This is a genomic window from Acidobacteriota bacterium, from assembly GCA_016713675.1.
Taxonomy (GTDB): Bacteria; Acidobacteriota; Blastocatellia; order Pyrinomonadales; family Pyrinomonadaceae; genus OLB17.
In genome coordinates, this window is the sequence record JADJOS010000001.1 from 82,300 (window position 1) to 100,443 (window position 18,144).

General features: G+C 54.1%; 16 protein-coding genes. 7 read left to right on the top strand and 9 right to left on the bottom strand.

What is annotated here, in order from left to right; translation table 11 throughout:
- Positions 1 to 76: 76 nt before the first annotated feature.
- The 4 genes from IPK01_00370 to IPK01_00385 form a co-directional block, all read right to left on the bottom strand.
- Positions 77 to 466, bottom strand: coding sequence for an RDD family protein (locus IPK01_00370; protein ID MBK7931953.1), 390 nt, complete (start codon positions 464 to 466; stop codon positions 77 to 79).
- Entirely contained in the window at positions 378 to 1,361 is a 984-nt protein-coding gene (locus IPK01_00375; GenBank protein ID MBK7931954.1) for a hypothetical protein, read from the bottom strand. Before IPK01_00375 ends, IPK01_00370 begins: the two co-directional genes overlap by 89 nt.
- 241 nt (positions 1,362 to 1,602) lie before the next feature.
- Entirely contained in the window at positions 1,603 to 1,977 is a 375-nt protein-coding gene (locus tag IPK01_00380; GenBank protein MBK7931955.1) for a DUF2203 domain-containing protein, read from the bottom strand.
- On the bottom strand, positions 1,974 to 2,636 hold the full coding sequence (locus IPK01_00385; GenBank protein MBK7931956.1) for an NYN domain-containing protein: 663 nt from the start codon (positions 2,634 to 2,636) through the stop codon (positions 1,974 to 1,976). Before IPK01_00385 ends, IPK01_00380 begins: the two co-directional genes overlap by 4 nt.
- Before the next feature lie 301 nt (positions 2,637 to 2,937).
- Between IPK01_00385 and IPK01_00390 the strand changes: the two genes are divergently transcribed.
- The 3 genes from IPK01_00390 to IPK01_00400 are packed head-to-tail and all read left to right on the top strand — an operon-like array spanning position 2,938 to position 5,317.
- Positions 2,938 to 3,942: a hypothetical protein gene (locus IPK01_00390; protein MBK7931957.1), complete on the top strand. Its 1,005-nt coding sequence runs from the start codon at positions 2,938 to 2,940 to the stop codon at positions 3,940 to 3,942.
- Positions 3,939 to 4,766 carry a 23S rRNA (guanosine(2251)-2'-O)-methyltransferase RlmB gene (gene rlmB / locus IPK01_00395; protein MBK7931958.1) on the top strand — a complete coding sequence of 276 codons (828 nt, stop codon included), beginning with the start codon at positions 3,939 to 3,941 and terminating at the stop codon, positions 4,764 to 4,766. The genes IPK01_00390 and rlmB overlap by 4 nt, the downstream gene beginning before the upstream one ends.
- A 26-nt stretch (positions 4,767 to 4,792) precedes the next feature.
- A complete protein-coding gene (locus IPK01_00400; protein ID MBK7931959.1) occupies positions 4,793 to 5,317 on the top strand; it encodes a zinc-ribbon domain-containing protein in 525 nt (174 codons plus the stop codon).
- Positions 5,318 to 5,896: 579 nt separating this feature from the next.
- Here the strand turns inward: IPK01_00400 and IPK01_00405 are convergent.
- Positions 5,897 to 6,241, bottom strand: a complete 345-nt coding sequence (locus IPK01_00405) for a helix-turn-helix transcriptional regulator (GenBank protein ID MBK7931960.1) — start codon at positions 6,239 to 6,241, stop codon at positions 5,897 to 5,899.
- Positions 6,242 to 6,467: 226 nt separating this feature from the next.
- On the opposite strand from IPK01_00405, the gene IPK01_00410 reads away from it, so the two are divergent.
- Genes IPK01_00410 through IPK01_00425 form a run of 4 tightly spaced genes read left to right on the top strand, consistent with a single transcriptional unit; the run spans position 6,468 to position 12,472 of the window.
- Positions 6,468 to 6,659 (top strand): DUF2892 domain-containing protein, encoded by a 192-nt coding sequence (locus IPK01_00410; protein MBK7931961.1) that lies wholly within the window; start codon positions 6,468 to 6,470, stop codon positions 6,657 to 6,659.
- A 25-nt stretch (positions 6,660 to 6,684) separates the two neighbouring features.
- Complete coding sequence (locus IPK01_00415; GenBank protein ID MBK7931962.1) at positions 6,685 to 8,073, top strand: TolC family protein; 1,389 nt, start codon at positions 6,685 to 6,687, stop codon at positions 8,071 to 8,073.
- Between the two features lie 12 nt (positions 8,074 to 8,085).
- Entirely contained in the window at positions 8,086 to 9,285 is a 1,200-nt protein-coding gene (locus IPK01_00420) for an efflux RND transporter periplasmic adaptor subunit (GenBank protein ID MBK7931963.1), read from the top strand.
- Between the two features lie 4 nt (positions 9,286 to 9,289).
- Positions 9,290 to 12,472 carry an efflux RND transporter permease subunit gene (locus IPK01_00425; GenBank protein MBK7931964.1) on the top strand — a complete coding sequence of 1,061 codons (3,183 nt, stop codon included), beginning with the start codon at positions 9,290 to 9,292 and terminating at the stop codon, positions 12,470 to 12,472.
- Positions 12,473 to 12,507: 35 nt separating this feature from the next.
- Here IPK01_00425 and IPK01_00430 read toward each other — a convergent pair whose 3' ends face one another.
- The 4 genes from IPK01_00430 to IPK01_00445 all read right to left on the bottom strand — a co-directional run bounded on the left by IPK01_00430 (position 12,508) and on the right by IPK01_00445 (position 18,124).
- Positions 12,508 to 13,344, bottom strand: coding sequence for an SDR family oxidoreductase (locus IPK01_00430; GenBank protein ID MBK7931965.1), 837 nt, complete (start codon positions 13,342 to 13,344; stop codon positions 12,508 to 12,510).
- A gap of 86 nt (positions 13,345 to 13,430) precedes the next feature.
- Positions 13,431 to 15,578 carry a hypothetical protein gene (locus tag IPK01_00435; protein MBK7931966.1) on the bottom strand — a complete coding sequence of 716 codons (2,148 nt, stop codon included), beginning with the start codon at positions 15,576 to 15,578 and terminating at the stop codon, positions 13,431 to 13,433.
- Positions 15,579 to 15,665: 87 nt separating this feature from the next.
- Positions 15,666 to 17,012: an NAD(P)/FAD-dependent oxidoreductase gene (locus IPK01_00440; protein ID MBK7931967.1), complete on the bottom strand. Its 1,347-nt coding sequence runs from the start codon at positions 17,010 to 17,012 to the stop codon at positions 15,666 to 15,668.
- Positions 17,013 to 17,104: 92 nt separating this feature from the next.
- Positions 17,105 to 18,124, bottom strand: coding sequence for a ThiF family adenylyltransferase (locus IPK01_00445; GenBank protein MBK7931968.1), 1,020 nt, complete (start codon positions 18,122 to 18,124; stop codon positions 17,105 to 17,107).
- Positions 18,125 to 18,144: the final 20 nt, after the last annotated feature.

Sequence of the window (18,144 nt, forward strand, 5' to 3'; positions counted from 1 at the left end):
CTCAAGTGTAATCCAGACAAGAAAATGCCCAAAACACCTGCATGTCTTGGGCATTCAAATTTCTCTGCGAAAAAGGCTAAAATTCCCGAACTATTATCGTTCCTGAAAGCAGATCATGGATAGCACGGTTTTCTTCGTTGAAGAAAACTGTGGCGAAACCCAGTCCACCAAATGCCAACGAGATCAAATACACCGCCGAATGCACGGCAGCCTGATGGATCGTCGGATATTCGTTCTCTTCGGCATCCACTATCTCGAGCGAGAAGATCCGCATTCCGAGCGTCTTGCCGTAAAATCCGACACAAGCCGTGAGGTAAACGAAAATCACGATCGAAAGGCCGGCGATGAATGTCAATAAGCCTGAGATCGAAACCCAATCACCGCCGGAAAGTGCAAGCGGCGACAACAATGCCATCGTAACGACCGACCCGATGATCAGGTCGAATAGGCCGGCATTGAAACGCATCGAAAACGGCCAGGTCCTCGATCTCCTCGATCTCGGAATTTTCTGTATTTTCCTCTGCCGGAATGCTCTCGGCACTGATGAATATCCGCTTTATGCTATCGAATTCAGGTTCTGAAGCGTTCGGCAATTTGTCGCGGGTAGTCGATATCGCCTCGACCTTTTCGATCTTTTTAGGAGCTATCTCTTCTAGTTTCGGTAATTTGTTCGTATCAAATTTTTCAGCTCGAGCAGGAGCAACCAATGTCGGTTTCGGCAGTGCGTTGACTGCCCCCCGCGACAGAGTCGGCCTTGCAGCTGCATCAGGCGACGGTTCGATCACGTCAAACCGAAAATTCCGATGCGTTGTTTCTCGCGGTGCAAACGCTGTCTTTGCAGGCTCGGCCGGCAAGAATGAACTTCGCGAATCCGCGATCCGGCGAAGAGCGGCGTTTAGCCGCGGATCTGCGTTCTCCGGGAGAGGCTCCGGCGCGGGTTCCGCCTTTAGCGCGTTAGCTCCGTTTGTTCTCAACGTCGGTGACGCGACCGCATGAGGCATCTCGCTAACTGCCGAGGTTGTTGATGTGCCCTTTCGCTGACGAACAGCATTCTGTAACTGCAGTCTCCAGTCCGGAAGCGATGTGTTCTTGTTCTGAAACTCGACAAGCGTTGGGCTAGTCTTCGCAACAGTTAACCCTGCCGTTTCAACGCGCTTTGCTGTTACTGCGGCCGTTTTAATTGCGGTAGCTTGAACCGGCGGCATCACAGTCGAAGCCGGTGGCGGAACCGCATAGGGATTCGGCCTTTCAACGTATGGCCTTGGTTCCGGCACTTTTATCGCTGCGGGTTCGATCATTGGGAGGTTACCGGAAGTTACTGCTTTGGGCTGCAACTCTTCACGGACAGTATCATTCATCATGGCGCCGCACGTCGGGCAAATTGACAGCGTTGGCGCCAAATTACGATCGCATACCTGGCATTTCATAGGCTATCCAAATTGGTCGAAAGGAAGTTGTTAAGCGCGTTTCAGTAAAAACTACGTGATAATATCAGAACCTACTTTAAGTAGTCAACAGTAAAGTGCAGTCGACATTGAAGTTCCGTCAAATTACGTGGTTGTAAACTATTTGTCGAAACCAATTAAACGATTTAAGCACCGCTCAAATGCGCTGTCTACCGGCGAACCCGGCGTCGGTCTCGTGCCACCATTCGATCTCATCGGCGTCACCGATCTGCCAACAAAGGTAAACGACGCGCTGTGAGCGCATCGACGGAAAATCGATCAGGCCTCTCGTATAGTCTTTCAGTTCGATCCCGCACTCGGTCAGATCCGTGGTGAGCTTTCCGACTCTGTAAAGAGCCTTTACATATCCGGCACCGCCCTCCATTCCCCCGCCGAACTCAGATGCACTTGCCGCAGCACGCGATGAATCACGCATATCGTTGATCGCTGCGTATAATTGTTTGATCTCCTTGAGTTTCGGAATGATCGTCGGCAGCAGTTCATTGGCTTCGCTGATCGTAAATAGCTTCATCGTTCAAACGGACGTCCGCCATAATGCGGTTCAACTTCATTATCGTCTTGAAAATCCTGCTCAATAGGCACGGGCCCACCGATCTCTCCCGGCGGCACAAAAGACGGTACATCGTATTCGCCGCCTTGCGAGATGTCTTTTCTAATAAGGTCCGCGATATCTCCGAGGTCAATAAAAAAGTCGCCAACATCGATCAGTCGCGGTGCAGTGTTGGATCGAAATCCGGCAACCTCAACACGGCACCCTTTATAAGCAACTGCGTTTACTGCGTAGACAAAATCCTCATCGCCAGACACAAGGACGGCAGTGTCATACCGTCCCGCAAGGCTGAGCATATCAACTGCGATCTCGACATCGAGATTTGCCTTCCGCGTGCCGTCGTAGAACGTCTTTAGTTCCTTTTGTATTACCCGAAAACCATTTCGCCGCATCCACAGCAAAAAACCCTGCTGTCGTTCCGCTCCAACATCGACGCCGGTGTAAAAGAATGCACGCAGCAATCTCCCATCGCCTAACAGGACTCTCAAAAGCTTGTTATAGTCGATGTCGATATTGTGAAAACGAGCGGCGTGGAACAAGTTATTTCCGTCAATAAAGACGGCAACTCGGCCACGATGGCCAAACTGCCAGGAAGTTCTGGTAGTCGAATCGAACTGCATTTTCTTGTACCTCAAATTACGAGAATCTTGGCACAGTCAGGGCAGGCGAGTTGTGTGGATCGAGCGGCGGAATCAAAAAAACTAACAACTCAAGCGTCAAATAGTCGGATCAAATATATCGATAACTTAAAAAATTTCGGTCTAATTCAAAAAATGGTCTTAATCAATTCCGCTAATGTCGCTCACGATCTTTGCATCGAACAACCCAAGTTGAGCCAACTAACAGTTTGCATCGGCACGGCAAATGGGTCAAGCAAAATCTGAGGTTAAGTGATAAAATCAGGTGTTTACCGAGATTCGTATGAACAATTTGCCCGATCGGACCGATGAAGATCCGAAAGCATTCGATCCTGCGATCCAGTCTGAAAAAATCGCATTTGCTCCCGGCGAATTAGTTAGCTGTGACGCCTGTTCGCGGCAGAATCCGCCAAATCGGACTCACTGTCTCTATTGCGGCAAGGAACTGGAATTCAGGGCTGAGGATCTCGATGATCGAAAGCCTGTGGCCAGGGCTCTGGAAAGTTGGGAGGCAGGTTTTAACGTTGTATTTCGATCGGCGCTCAGCAACTGCGACGTATCGGCGGCAAATGTACTGCTCAGCGAAAATTCTGAACTTGCGGCGATCGTGAGATCAGGCATCCCGATGCCGATCGCCCGCGTTGAGAGCCTGAAACTGGCTGAGATCTTGGCGGACAAGTTGAAAGGAGTTGGCATCGATTGTATCGTCGTCGGCGACGCTGATCTTGATGTCGAGCGGCCGCCGGTTCGTTTGTCAAAGGTCGCGATCGCGGGCGGCCATTTCGAGTTCACGGATTTCAACACGCACTCGACAGCCCGGATCGCCTTTTCGGATCTGACATTGATAGTGACCGGCCAATTGAACCGAACAAGGACGGATCTGATCGAAAAGCGAAAGCGAAAAGGTCCCGAGTTATTGGATGAGACCGCGTCGTTTGCGGACGAAACATTGCTTGACCTTTACACGACAAATGACATTCGCGGATATAGGATCTTTCCGTCGGGATTCGATTTTTCGTGTCTTGGTGACAAGATGAGTTTGTTGGCGAGAGAAAACATGGATAGGCTCATCACTTACTTGTCAGATTCTGCTCCTTCAGTAATCGTCGTCACCAACTACGCCGCTGCCAGGCGATATCTTGCTCCGTTTTGGGAGATCGAGACACGCAGCGATGCCCAGGGAATCAAGCGCATCGGCTTTGGAAAGCTAGGTTTCGGCAAGACGGAATCGACGTCAAATCTGCAGCAATTTACAAAATACTCGCGTTTGCAGCGGCATCTGTTATGAAGAAAGATACTAGATCGAGAGTTTCGGGCCGAGAGCGTGACGTACGCGATCGCCGCCCAAAGACGCTGCCGCCAGCGACGACAAATTCTTCGCTTATCTACGGCGTTCTGCCTGTGCTTGAGGCATTGCGTGCCGATTCGCGGCGTGTCGACAAGGTGCTGATCGCCGACGGTTCGCATGAGAAACGGTTGCAGGAGATCATTGACCTTTGCCGTTCGCGGTCGATCGCATGGAGTCGTGTGCCGAGGGAGAATTTCGCCAAACATCTCGAGTCCGGCGTTAATCATCAGGGCGTTTTGGCGTTTACGGCCGCGGCCGGTTATGTTGCCGTTGAAGACATTCTCGATGCGTCTGAAGTGCCGTTAATGCTGCTGCTGGACGGCGTCGAAGACCCGCGCAATCTAGGTGCGATCCTTCGCGTTGCCGAGTGTGCAGACATCGATGGAGTGATCATTCCGGAGCGCCGTGCCGTCGGCCTGACCGACACGGTCGCCAAATCGTCGGCCGGTGCGATCGAGTATGTTAAGGTCGCAAAAACCGCGAATCTGAACCGACTGATCGAAGACCTAAAGGCTCGTAATATTTGGGTCGTAGGCACGAGCGTCGATGCCGAGATGGACATTTACGAGTGGGATTGGCGGCAGCCGTCGGCACTTGTTCTGGGCGGCGAAGGCTCTGGGCTGCACCGCTTGGTGGCCGAAAACTGCGACGTCTTGGTAAAAATACCGATGTATGGAAAAATAGATTCCTTGAACGTATCGGTCGCCGCCGGCGTAGTACTTTTCGAAGCACGTCGGCAAAGAGAATTAGACAATAAACAGTAGGCCGGCCAGTTACTATTCACTATTTTATGTTTTGCCCAAAATGCGGACAGCAAAATCCTGAGACCGGCAAATTTTGCCGCAGCTGCGGTACCGATCTCGGCAACGTTTCCAGTGCTCTTGCGGCACCGCACAAGGCAAAACAGCTCGTCAATCACAAGGGCAAACCGATCCACTGGGAAGGCGCCATCACCAAGATCTGCACAGGCATTGCGTTCTTGATCATCTCGATCGCCCTGTCGTTCTCGCGAATGGGCGATAGCTGGTGGTTTTGGATGCTGATACCGGCCTTTGGTTCGATCGGCGGCGGTATCGCCCAGTATATGCAGCTTCGCCGAGCGGAACAGGGCCAGCCAGTTTTCGCTTCGCCAGAATCGATCAACGTTATCGATACTCAGCCCAACAATGCCTTGCCGCCGCCGCAGACCGAATGGGTCTCACCCGAATCCCGGTATAAGACCGGCGACCTCGCACCGCCGAGCGTCACGGACAACACGACCCGACACCTCGAGATCGACAGCGAAGGCAAGACCATGACACTGCCCAAAAAGTAGGCTCCGGAACCGGGAGCGGCAGCGGCCGGATCCTCTCGATGACTGGGTGGATCGCTTCCCCTAAAAAACGCATTTTAAATTACCGATCATGTATTTTTTAGTGTTTGGTCCAGATTGTGATACGTACCACAAATAAATCAACAAAAACTGCAAAACGACCGTCAAAACAGCGTTCTGCAACAGTCTAAAAGGGTACTTGCGACAATTTTTTGGGGCTTTGCGACAATAAAAAGCGGGATCTGCGACAATAAAATACGACCTTGCGACAATTGTTAAACCGGCCCCAAAATGTGCAGCAGGTAGTCATCCTTGTCCATTTCCATCAAAGACCCAACGCCGCCCAGCCTTCCCATTCGAAATTACGATTCCCAACGCCCCATTTCAAACCCGTAAGCCCCAAACCAAACATTCGCATCCATCCGATACCCAGCCTTTCCGTCACAAATAAGCGCGGCAGGTAGCAAGTGGACCAATATAAGGTCGTTTAGGGCTTGGGGCACAAAAAGGATCGATCTTCGCCAAAGTCGACGAGTACCGAATGTGAGCCGCAAAGATCGCAGGTCTGACACGACCCCTCTTTTATTTGGATGGAAGGGTTTTTGCCATTGTATTTTGGCGGGTCTCGTGATGGTCTTTCAGACGGTCACAGACGAGATCGCAGAGCTCGAATATTGTCGGGTCGGAGACACGATAGTTTGCTGTTAGGCCTTGTTTGCGGCGCGAAACGATACCGGATCGAAAGAGGATCGAGAGATGTTTTGAGACGTTGGCCTGATTGGCACCGGTGGCTGCGACGATCTCAGTGACCGACATTTCGTTTTCGCCGAGCGTGTTCAGAATACGGAGCCGCATCGGCTCGGACAGCATACGAAACCGTTCGGCGATCAGCTCCAGTGCGTCGTCGGTTAGATCAACATTTTTCATCAATAGCTCTATTGTCCTGCCAAAGCCGCTTCGGGTATTTGAGCTCTTTAATACCATATTATTGTCCAGATACGCAGCCTCTGCCTAATCCGCCAAGTTAGCCTCACTGAACTATTTCCAGTTTCTATTCGGTTGCCCTTGACAGCCCCCTCCAAAGAGGACTAAATTAAGTATACTATATCACTATATAGTTATCTATTGAATTATTGAATTGGAGAAAGATATTATGACCATCCCTAAAATGATCGACCTTATCGCAGGAGTGTTTGTATTTATTAGCGTCGTGCTCGGGTTTTGGGTAAGTCCGTACTTCTTTTATTTTACGGGCTTTGTCGGGCTTAATCTGGCACAGTCCGCGATCACCGGTTGGTGCCCGATGATGTCTATCCTGAAAATGGCCGGAGTTAAAGAAGCCTGATCGAAACGGTCAGCCGCGAGCAACAATGCCCAATCAGCTAACAAATATCAGTTCGTTCAGGTCATTGCGATATCTTTCGGTGTTGTTGGTCATACTTGCAGCATCGTCGGCCGGCATCCGGGCCCAAACCATCAATGCTCCGCGGCTCGAACTCGATGACGCGGTCGACAAAGCGTTGGCAAACAACCCGCAGACCAAGGTTTCCGAATCACGGCTAAAGATCGCCGACCTCAAGATCAACGAGGCAAAGGCCGGGCGAAAGCCGCTCGTGCAGTTTACTCAGTCGATCATCAACAGCAACAATCCGGTCTTTGTGTTCGGATCATTACTAGAGCAAGGAAGGTTCGGAACGTCAAATTTTGCGATCGACGCTCTCAATGATCCGAGTGCCCTCACCAATTTCAGGTCGCTCATCAGCGCCCAGATGCCGCTTTTTGACCAGCGGCAGACCAAAGCTCGCACCGATATGGCATCGACGGCGAGGAACCAGGCAGAACTGCAGTCGGAGGCCGTAAGACAGCAATTGCGGTTTGACGTGCTGCGCGACTTTTACGGAGCTGTACTCGGTAAAGAAATGCTCAAGGTCAGCGACGAAGCGGTTCGATCCGCAGATGCCAACCGTAAGAAGGCAAAGGACATGGTCGATGTCGGCATGACGACGGACGCCGACTTTTTCGCGGCAGAGGTCGAGCTTGCGAATGCAGGCCAGCAAAAACTCGAGGCCGAGAGCCGGCTGGCGGTGACCAAGGCGGGACTCAATCTGCTGCTCGGCGACAGACCCGAAACTGAACGCGAGATAATTGGCGATCTGCAGGAAAAGTACTTTCCCGTCGGAGATCAGGCCGAACTTATCCGTACCGCTTTTATAAATCGTCCCGACTATCTCAGTTCGGAATTAGCAATAAAGAATTCGAAGCGTCAGATAAGAGCTGTCAAGGACCTCGATCTGCCGCGTGTCGACGCCTTTGGCAATTTTGGCTACAGCTCGCCTTATATCGCAAACGGCAGCACAGATTATACGGTCGGAGTGACCCTGAGCTACACACTATTCGATGCAGGGCGAAAAACGCGAAAAGCTTTGGCGGCCGAGGCCGAAATTCTTGCCGACAGCGAACGACAAGTGCTGGCGAACCAAATAAGCCTCGGCGTAGTGCGGGCATTTCAGGAACACAACACGGCAAAAGCGAAGATACAGGTCTCGATCAAGAGCATTATGCAAGCGGAAGAATCACTCAGGATCGGCAAGGACCGCTACAAATCAGGACTGACGACATTTAACGAAGTGATCAGGTCAGAATCGGCGTTGGTCCGGGCAAAGCACAGCCTTTTGACAGCTCGATATGAGTATTACGTCTCATATGCTTCGTTGCTGCTCGCGACGGGACAACTGACCGATGTACGGCTCTTTTACTAGACAGGTGAAGGTATGAAAACGAAATTTGCATTGATATCGGCGGCGGTGATCGCTTCATTTCTTGCCTCCTCGTGCGGCAAAGAAAAGGCACCGGAAACGAATACGCCGGCTGCGGCAGAGATGAAGAATGTCGCGATCGTAAAAGTCTCGCGTTCGTCGATCGAGGATTTTTACGAGGCGACCGGAACCGTCAAGGCAAAAACGACGACGCAGGTGTCGGCGAATATGATGGGCCGCATAATCTCGTTCCCCGCCGCCGAGGGCGACACGGTCACACGCGGCCAGGTCCTGGTCGAGATCGATAACAGCGAGAGCAAAACGCAGCTTGCACGGGCTCAGGCAGGACTGAAAGAGGCTCAGGCGTCGCTTGTCGAGGTGGCCAGATCTGTCGACAGTGCAAACGCCGGCGTACGGAGCGCCGAAGCTAACAAGCAGCTTGCCGAGAAGACATTTGCCAGATACAAGGAGCTCTATGAAAGGCGTTCGGCAAGCGCACAGGAATTTGACGAGGCACAGTCGCGGTTGAAAGCCGCCACCTCAGAGCTCGAACGAGCCCGTGCAAATGTGCAGACAATACTCTCAAAAAACAAACAGATCAATGCACGGATCGATCAGGCAAAGGCCGAGATCGCAAACACACAGGTCTATTCAGGATATTCAAAGATCACGTCGCCCGTTTCGGGCATTGTAGTCAAGAAATTTGCCGAGTCCGGTGCGACGGCAGCACCGGGATCGCCGCTGCTTTCGATCGAGGACAATTCGCAGTATCGGCTCGAGGTAGCCGTCGAAGAATCGCATTCGCGTTCGATCCGCGTCGGCGGCCGCGTCGTTGTGCGAATCGACGCTGTCAGCGAAGGCGAATTCATGGCAACCATCGCCGAAATAATGCCGACCTCCGATGCCGCGAGCCGGAGCTATACGGTCAAGGTCGACCTGCCGGCAAATGCGGCGTTAAAGAGCGGGCTTTACGGCCTCGCACGTTTTCCGGTTGCGCAGAAAGAGGCGATCACCGTGCCGCAAACGGCGATCGTCCAGCGAGGCCAATTGACAGGGGTCTATCTGGTCGGGAGCGAAGGAAACGTGCAGTTCAGGATCGTCACGACCGGCAAAACTTCCGAAGGAATGGTCGAGATCTTGTCGGGCGTCTCTGAGGGTGACGAGATCGCGAGTTCGGAAGTCGACAAGTTGAGCGACGGCACAAAGGTCAGGTAAGAAAATGAAAGATCTCGGCATCGCAGGCAAACTCGCCAAAGCATTTATCCAGTCAAAGCTGACACCGCTCATTATTGCGGCGTCCGTTTTACTCGGCGTTGGTGCCGTGGTCATGCTTCCACGCGAAGAAGAACCGCAGATCATCGTACCGATGGTCGATGTAATGGTGCAGATGCCAGGTGCGTCGTCGGACGAGGTCGAGCAGCGTGTTACCAAACCGATCGAAAAGCTTCTGTGGGAAATTCCGGGTGTCGAATATATCTATTCAACGTCATCGCCCGGTGCGTCGATCGTCATTGTTAGGTTCAAGGTCGGCCAGAATGAAGAGGACGCCCTCGTCCATCTCAATCAAAAACTCTTTTCCAACGCCGACCAGACTCCTGTCGGGGCCTCGGCACCGCTTGTCAAACAGCGTTCGATCGACGATGTGCCGATCCTGGCACTGACATTGTCGAGTGCAAATTACGACCATTTTACGCTCCGGCGTGTCGCGGCACAGGTCAGCGACCAAATAAAAGAAGTAACAGATGTCTCCGATGTGCAGATCATCGGCGGGCAGCGGCGGCAGGTCCGCGTGTTGCTGGACGACGCCAAAATGTCGTCACGCAATATAGCACCTGCCGCCATCATCCCGATGCTACAGCAGTCTAACCAGCAGCAGGCATCGGGAAATTTCTCATCGCAAAACCGCGAGGTCATTGTCGAGACCGGCAATTTCCTCGCGTCGGCGGATGATGTTGGCAGCGTTGTTGTCGGGGTATTCGGTGATCGTCCGGTGTTTTTGCGGGATGTAGCGGGAATAGTCGACGGGCCGGCCGAACCGGCAGATTACGTCATGCACGGCGAACGCGGAGCGAGCGGCGTCGATCCGGCCGTGACGATCGCGGTTTCGAAGCGAAAGAGCACCAACGCTATCGAGATCGCCCACAAGGTGATTGCCAAGGTCGAATCGCTCAAGGGCTCATCGATCCCGAGCGATATGCGTGTCACCGAGACGCGAAATTACGGTGAAACGGCAGCCGAAAAATCGAACGAATTACTGCTGCATATGCTGATAGCTATTGCGTCGGTATCGGTGCTGATCATGCTCGCCCTTGGCATTCGCGAAGCCGGAATTGTGGCGATCGCGATACCGGTGACGCTGGCTTTGACACTCGCGGTCTTTTATTTCTACGGCTACACACTCAATCGGATCACTCTTTTCGCACTAATATTTTCGATCGGAATTCTCGTCGATGACGCGATAGTTGTCGTAGAAAACATGACGCGCCATTACAACCTGCCCGAGAACAAAGGGCGTCCGCTGGTCGATATCGCTGTCGCAGCGGTCGATGAGGTTGGCAATCCGACGATCCTCGCGACATTCGCGGTGATGGCGGCAATTCTGCCGATGGCATTCGTCGGTGGCCTGATGGGGCCGTATATGCGGCCGATACCGATCGGAGCGTCGGCGGCGATGGTGTTTTCGATGCTCGTCGCATTTGTTGTTACGCCATGGGCGAGCCTGAAGATGCTCAAGCGGGACGTAAAGCACGAACACGGTAAAGAGGGCTATACCACCAAACTCTACCGTAAAGTGATGAACCGCATCATCTGCCGTCCGGTTTGGCGTTACGTTTTTCTCGGAGGTGTGGTCTTTCTGCTGCTCGCGTCAATGTCGCTGGTCGCTCTGAAGGCCGTCAAGGTCAAGATGCTGCCCTTTGACAACAAGAGCGAGTTTCAGGTGATCGTCGATATGCCCGAGGGCTCGACGCTCGAACAAACGGCGGCCGTTACTCGCGAGCTCGCAGGCTATGTCGGCACGATGCCCGAGATCGTCAACTATCAGATGTATGTCGGCACCTCGGCACCATATAATTTCAACGGCTTGGTCCGTCACTACTTCCTGCGACGAGGATCAAATGTCGCGGATATTCAGGTCAATCTACTTTCAAAAGATGAACGCTCATTGCAGAGTCACGACATTGCAAAACGCGTTCGCCCAGCCTTGCAGCAGATCGCATTCAAATACGGTGCGAACGTCAAGATCGCCGAGGTTCCGCCCGGCCCGCCAGTTCTTCAGACCATCGTTGCCGAAGTTTACGGCCCTGCCTATGACAGACAGATCGAGATCGCCCGGAATATCCGCGACATCCTTGAACAGACCGACGGTGTGGTCGACGTCGATTGGTACGTCGAGGACAACCAGACAAAATACAGCCTCAAGATCGACAAAGAAAAAGCTGCGATAAACGGCATCACCGCGGAGCAGATAACGCAAACGATGCGTGTTGCGGTTGACGGTCTGAACGTCGGCCTCCTTCATCTGCCAAACGAAAAAGAAGACGCCTACATCAACCTGCGACTGCCAAAGGCCGACCGTTCTGGGATCGCTGATATCCAACGAATAAAGGTCGTCGGAAATCGCGGGAATCTGGTTCCGGTCTCCGAGCTCGTCACTGTCCAAGAACTGAAGAACGACAAGAGTATCTATCACAAAAACCTGATGCCGGTCGTCTATGTGACGGCGGATGTTGCCGGTGCTATCGAGAGCCCTGTTTATGCGATCCTTGGCCTGAACGAAAAGGTGGATGCGATGAAGCTGCCCGAGGGCTACGCCCTGGAACGATATGTCGCGTCTCAGCCTTTCCTGACCGACAAATATTCGATGAAATGGGACGGCGAATGGCACATTACGTATGAGGTCTTTCGCGACATGGGCATCGCTTTTGCGGCGGTGATGATCCTGATCTACATACTCGTCGTCGGCTGGTTCCAATCGTTCAAAACACCGCTGACGATCATGGCTGCGATACCATTCTCGCTCGTCGGCATCTTGCCCGCACATGCCTTGATGGGAGCATTCTTTACGGCGACGTCGATGATCGGATTTATCGCCGGAGCAGGCATTGTCGTGCGAAATTCGATCATTCTCGTCGATTTTGTCCAACTCAGAATGGCCGATGGAATGCCGTTGATCGAGGCCGTAGTGGACGCGGGTGCCGTGCGATTTCGCCCGATGCTGTTGACTGCGGCGGCGGTGATCGTCGGTTCGTCGGTGATGCTGTTCGACCCGATCTTTCAGGGCCTGGCGATCTCACTAATGGCAGGCGAAGTAGCGTCTTTGCTGCTGTCCCGAATGGCAGTGCCAGTGTTGTTCTACTTGAGTGAACGCAAAAATGCGCAATTGGAATGCAGCGATGAGTAGCCAGCCTCGGCCCCTCGGTTGCAAACGGCCACCGCTTATTTCTTACGCAGGCTCATCTTGTGACCGCTGATGCGTTCGATCACTCGGAGGTAGCGTTTTGGGAAGAGGCGTGAAAATGCGCTGATGGCAAAGGCGTCAGAGCCGATAAGGATGCGCGGGTTGCGGTCCTTCATACCCTTGACGATCGTTTCGGCGGCGGTTTCGGGCGAAGTGCGGGCGACCTTGTCAAAGAATTTGGTGCCCTGCTGTTTCCATTCTTCGGGCGTGCCCTCGCCGATACGCGAATTGCGGGCGATGTTGGTCTTGATGCCGCCGGGATGGATGGCGGAGACGGTGATGTTAGAACCGGCGAGCTCGTGCCGCAGGCTTTCCGTAAAGCCGCGGACGGCAAATTTGGACGAGCAGTATGCGGTCTGCTCCTCGGGTGCGATGAAGCCGAAAACGCTCGAGACGTTGAGGATATGACCGCTTTCCTGCTGTCGAAGGATCGGCAGAAATACCTTGCAGCCGTAGATGACGCCCCAGAAATTGACGCCCATCAGCCATTCGAAGTCGTCTATCGAGAGTTGCTCAAACTCGCCGATCACGCCGACGCCGGCGTTGTTGACAAGATGCGTGACGCGGCCGTGTTTGGCAACTGCTTCGTCCGCGAGCCGCTGAACCTGATCGAGTTTGGACACATCGATGACGTGCTGCGAGACTGGGACGCCGAGTCTCTCTACCATTTCGGCAGTCACGGCGAGCTCAGCCTCGTTCCAGTCAGAGATCGCCAGACCTGCGATCTTTTCCTCAGCCATTTTGACCGCCAAAGCCCGCCCAATTCCCGACGCGGCTCCGGTGATCACTGCTACGCTGTTGCTATTTAGACTCATAAGAATAATTATCCACAGATAAACACGGATTGACCCAGATAAGAAAAATGATCTTCATCTGTGCCTATCTGCGTCCATCTGTGGTTTCACTTCCTGAAGACGATTCTAGCATTTCCGGCGTTTCCGTTTACGTCGTAGACGCGGAGTGTGACGGCGTATTCGCCTGCGGCCGGCGTTGCGATCTCGACGGTGTAGCGTTCGCGGGGGCCGTCGGAAATGCCGTCGTCGGCGTAGACCGGCCGCCATTCGCTGCCGTTGATGCTATATTCGGCACGCTTCAGATAGCTCGCGGAGTCAGTTGCATCGAAAGCCACCCGCGTTTTGTCGCCCGCGATCTGCGGCGTGCCTGAGGCAGCGACGGTCGGAGCAGAATTGTCGATGTCGATCGGTTCGGTAGTTTTTTCGCCGTTGAGGGCGAGGCTGATTGGATTTGACGGAGAATCTTTGGCGACGATGCGGAAAATGTATCGGCCGTCGGCGAGCGATTGGCCGTCGATAGCGATGAACGGATCGGTCAGGTCGCCGCGAAGCAGTTTGTAGCTCGCGTCGCCGATCTCTTTGTAATAGACGTCGTAAACGAGCTTGTCGCTGTTGCGGTCCTCGGCGGTCCATTGCAGCGAGGTCGCACCGCGTTGGTAGAGCCGACGCGGCGGGACTGCGGCATTTGGAATCCCGAAAACTACCGGGTCGAGGCCGGATAATTCAATATTTGGATCGATCTGCTGCGGCGGATTTGCCGCTAAGCCGACGTTGGTCGGCAGAACCTGTATCGACAGAACTTCGGGTGCGATATTGCGGGCGATGAAGGCCACGCTGACCTCGTTAAGCGAGGCTCCGGCTGCCTTCAGCCCAGCCCGCCACTGGATGTATTTTGCCTTCGGGCTCGCGATCTGTGCTCCTTTTGGATCTGTCAGTGCGGTGGTCCATGCACTCCAGGTTTCGTCAGCCTTTTCGGTGTTTCCCGTGCGGGTCTGGATCGTCACATTACCGCTCGAACGCCACCAGATGCGTCCCCAGGTCGCACTTCCCTTGGCATCCAGAACCGCCGATTCGTACGTCCCCTCAGCAGAATCGCCGCCGAAACGAAACAGCGAACCTTGATTGCTGGAGGTCGCGATCAAGCCGCTGCCGGCCGAGCGGATCGTCGAGATCTGGCTGGCGTCGGTTTGCAGAACGAGAGTCTCGCGGCCATCGTTGCCGATGTTATAGATTCGGCCCTTGTCCGATGTACCGAGCAAAACGCCTTTTCCGGTCTGATGTGCGTAGAGCGAAAAGCCAACGACGGTCGGCGATGCCCACAAAATGTCGGTTCCGCCGTCGGGCATGATTCGATAGACGGCCGATTTTGCCGCCGTAAGATCGTATTTGCTCTTCGCAGCAGGCTCGGGCGTTGCTGGGTTTGGTTTATCGACAGAAACGGTTTTGCTTTCCGCGGCCGCGGGTGCAGCTGCGGGCTCAGCCGATTTTGCCGAGGCAGATTCGCCGAGAGCCAGTACATAGACCGAGCCGTCGGGGCCGACATCGATCGAATGGATCTCACGAAGCGGAGAATCAAGCAGGCCGAACGGCCTGCCGTCCGCACCGAATCTCATCACGATACCGCTCGAATCGGTGCCGGCGTAGAGATTTCCGGCTTTGTCGGCGGCGAGCGAGATGATGTGAGTTTCGCTGGTGTCGAACAGAAGCGAACTCTCGGGCGTGGCGTTGGCCGCTTTTACTTTGTATATCTTGCCGACATCGCCCGTTCCGACCGCAAGGCTGCCGTCCGCGAGCAAAGCAAGCGACCAGATGTATTTTTCCTTCGGCTCAAAATAGACGTCGGCCTTGCCGCTCGCGTCAATTCGATAAACCTTGCCGTCCGGCGAAGTTCCCGCGAATATCTCGCCGCCTTTGCCGATCACGATCGCCGAGACATTGATCTCGGCAAGGTCGGTAAAAAGCGTGCCTTTCCCGGCCGTGTCAACCTTAAAGATCTTGCCGTCACCGCCCGTGCCGAGGAAAACGTTCCCCGCTGCATCGGCCGCACTCGTCCAAATATACGACTGCCCGGTCTTAAAAACCTCGGTGAGTTTCGGTGCCAGCGAGATCGTCCCGTCCTGATCGATCGAAACGCCACGTGCATCTCCCTTGAGCACGTCGGCACGCGAATTAACCGACCAAACGAGCGGTTCGCTCGCGGTCACGGTCATTGAAAATAGAATTGGAAAGAGAAAAACGGAAAGAAATTTCTTCATTAATTTGAACGCAAAACGCTAATCTATGACGGACAATATCATAGCAAATTTGAGATCAAACGCGTCCCGTAAACATCCGGTTTTTCCCTACTTGCCTGACTTTAAAGCCGCAGCATTCTTTTTCTTTGGCAGCGATGTCTCGGATTTCGATCCGCCGCTGATGAACCTTAGCGCGTCCTTCATCTCGTCGGCGTCGCCGGTGATGAGGCGGGCACTGCGTTCGCGGGTCAGGTATGCCCAGAACCAAGAGAACATCACCGAGACGCGGTTGCGGAAACCGATGAGGAAGAAGACGTGCAGGAAAAGCCACATCAGCCACGCGACGAAGCCCTTGAACTTCATACCGGCGGCCTCGGCGATTGCCTTTTTTCGGCCGATGGTGGCCATTGTGCCTTTGTCCCAATAGGTGAATTTTTCGCGAGGCTCGCCGTTGAGTTCGGCGAGAATGTTGCTCGCCGTAGCGTTTCCCATCTGCATTGCCGCGGGCGAAACTCCCGGAACCGGCTCGCCATTCTCCTGTAATAGAGAAGCCATATCGCCGATGACGAAGATGTTCGGATGATCCTTGAGCGAGAGATCGTTCTCGACGTGGACGCGTCCGGCTTTGTCCGTTTCGACACCGAGAGCCTTGCCCAGCGGCGACGCGGCGACGCCCGTTGCCCACAGGACGACGTCGCAGGCGATCCAGTCCTCGCCGACCTTTACGCGGCCGGGCTCGATCTCGCTGACAAAGCTATTCAGCCGCACATCGACGCCGATCTGCTCGAGCTGGCGTTTGGCGCTCACGGATAATTCCTCTGCAAATGTGCCGAGGACGCGGTCGGAGCCCTCGAATAGTACGACCTTCGTTTTCCTTGTGTCAATTGCTTTGAAATCACCGGCTAGAGCCTGGCGGGCAATGTCGGCGATGGCACCGGCGAGCTCGACACCGGTCGGACCGCCGCCGACGACGACGAAATTGAGCTGACGCTGTTCGCCGGTGAGATATGCGTCGCGTTCGGCAAGCTCGAATGCGAGCAGCACGCGGCGGCGGATCTCGACCGCGTCCTCAAGCGTTTTCAGCCCCGGTGCCGCCGTTTCCCAATCGTCGTGGCCAAAATATGCGTGTCGAGCTCCGGCGGCGATGATCAGATAATCGTAACCGACACGGGCACCGTCGTTTAAGATCACGGCGTTGTTCTCTTTATCGAACCCTACGGCCTCGCCGAGGATAACCTCGGTGTTCTTCGCCTTCGCCAGAATTCGTCTGATCGGCTGTGCGATCTCACCGGGCGACAGCACTGCGGTCGCCACTTGATACAGCAGCGGCTGGAAAACGTGATGGTTCTTACGGTCGATCAGCGTCACCTCGACCGGCTTGTTCGCCAATGCCTTGGCCGCCCACAACCCGCCAAATCCGCCGCCGATGATCACTACTTTTGGTGCGCCGTTCATAAATTTTGTCCCCGCAAAGTAAAGCGTAAAGCGGTTGTGAAAAGTATCACAATATCATTACGGAATCCGAACAGCCAAGTTCGAGGAAAGTTTCACGAGCCGATAAATTTTGCGTACAGCGAACGTGCGACTGAAATATCATCAGTTCCCTTAACGATCGCACGGCCGTCGCGGAACACTGTCATCTCGTTTTCGCCAGTTGTGAACCGCAGCAAATATTCATTTACATTGACGGCGACCAAGAATTGCAGACGCTCGGCGAGCGATTCGAGATCAAGAACGGTCGCGGACGGCGGAGCGATCTGGACGGCGTTGCGGCCGCAGAGAACGGCGGAGAATTCGCCTTGCTCGGTGTCGAGAAATTCGAAATTACGCAATCCGCAGGTTTTGCAATCAGCGTTTGGTTCACCCAGTTTTATCCGCTGGCGGTCGTTCGCCCAGATATCGAACTGCATAAGCGAACCGTGCAACGATTCGAGATCGCCGACAAGGATCTTCAACGTCTCGGCGACCTGAGTCGCCGAAACCGTCGCGATGATCGGCATTATGACACCCGCCGTGTCGCAGGTTGGCGAAGTTCCGGCGTCGGGCATTTCGTCGAATATGCACCGCAGACATGGCGTCTTGCCCGGAATGATGGTCATCGTCGTGCCGTAGCTCGAAACGGCAGCACCGTAGATCCATGTTGTGTTGTGCTTAACGCAGGCGTCGTTGAGCAGATAGCGAACCTGAAAATTGTCGCTGCCGTCGAGCACGAGATCGCAGCCGTCGATCAGCGACTCGATGTTCGAGTGATTTACATCAGCGACGATCGCCTCGACCTCGATCTCAGAGTTGATCTCGGCGATCCTGCTCTTCGCCGCGACGGCCTTTGGCAACCGCTCGTCAGCGTCGCTTTCTTTGTACAGCGTCTGCCGCTGGAGATTGGTATATTCGACAAAATCGCGATCGACGATCCGCAATTTTCCCACGCCCGCGCGAGCCAGCATCTCCGCATGAGCCGCCCCAAGTGCGCCGCACCCGACAAGCAATACGCGCGAATTCCGGAGCTTATCTTGCCCCGAACTACCGATTTCGCGAAATAGTATTTGTCGGCTGTAGCGTTCGTTCATAAAATGCTTCGCTCGTTATG

Coding starts and splice junctions, on each gene's coding strand:
- rlmB (MBK7931958.1), top strand. CDS start 3,939: ATGAAGAAAGATACTAGATCGAGAGTTTCGGGCCGAGAGCGTGACGTA.
- IPK01_00420 (MBK7931963.1), top strand. CDS start 8,086: ATGAAAACGAAATTTGCATTGATATCGGCGGCGGTGATCGCTTCATTT.
- IPK01_00410 (MBK7931961.1), top strand. CDS start 6,468: ATGACCATCCCTAAAATGATCGACCTTATCGCAGGAGTGTTTGTATTT.
- IPK01_00370 (MBK7931953.1), bottom strand. CDS start 466: ATGCGTTTCAATGCCGGCCTATTCGACCTGATCATCGGGTCGGTCGTT.
- IPK01_00440 (MBK7931967.1), bottom strand. CDS start 17,012: ATGAACGGCGCACCAAAAGTAGTGATCATCGGCGGCGGATTTGGCGGG.
- IPK01_00445 (MBK7931968.1), bottom strand. CDS start 18,124: ATGAACGAACGCTACAGCCGACAAATACTATTTCGCGAAATCGGTAGT.
- IPK01_00390 (MBK7931957.1), top strand. CDS start 2,938: ATGAACAATTTGCCCGATCGGACCGATGAAGATCCGAAAGCATTCGAT.
- IPK01_00405 (MBK7931960.1), bottom strand. CDS start 6,241: ATGAAAAATGTTGATCTAACCGACGACGCACTGGAGCTGATCGCCGAA.
- IPK01_00425 (MBK7931964.1), top strand. CDS start 9,290: ATGAAAGATCTCGGCATCGCAGGCAAACTCGCCAAAGCATTTATCCAG.
- IPK01_00375 (MBK7931954.1), bottom strand. CDS start 1,361: ATGATGAATGATACTGTCCGTGAAGAGTTGCAGCCCAAAGCAGTAACT.
- IPK01_00415 (MBK7931962.1), top strand. CDS start 6,685: ATGCCCAATCAGCTAACAAATATCAGTTCGTTCAGGTCATTGCGATAT.
- IPK01_00385 (MBK7931956.1), bottom strand. CDS start 2,636: ATGCAGTTCGATTCGACTACCAGAACTTCCTGGCAGTTTGGCCATCGT.
- IPK01_00400 (MBK7931959.1), top strand. CDS start 4,793: ATGTTTTGCCCAAAATGCGGACAGCAAAATCCTGAGACCGGCAAATTT.
- IPK01_00430 (MBK7931965.1), bottom strand. CDS start 13,344: ATGAGTCTAAATAGCAACAGCGTAGCAGTGATCACCGGAGCCGCGTCG.
- IPK01_00435 (MBK7931966.1), bottom strand. CDS start 15,578: ATGAAGAAATTTCTTTCCGTTTTTCTCTTTCCAATTCTATTTTCAATG.
- IPK01_00380 (MBK7931955.1), bottom strand. CDS start 1,977: ATGAAGCTATTTACGATCAGCGAAGCCAATGAACTGCTGCCGACGATC.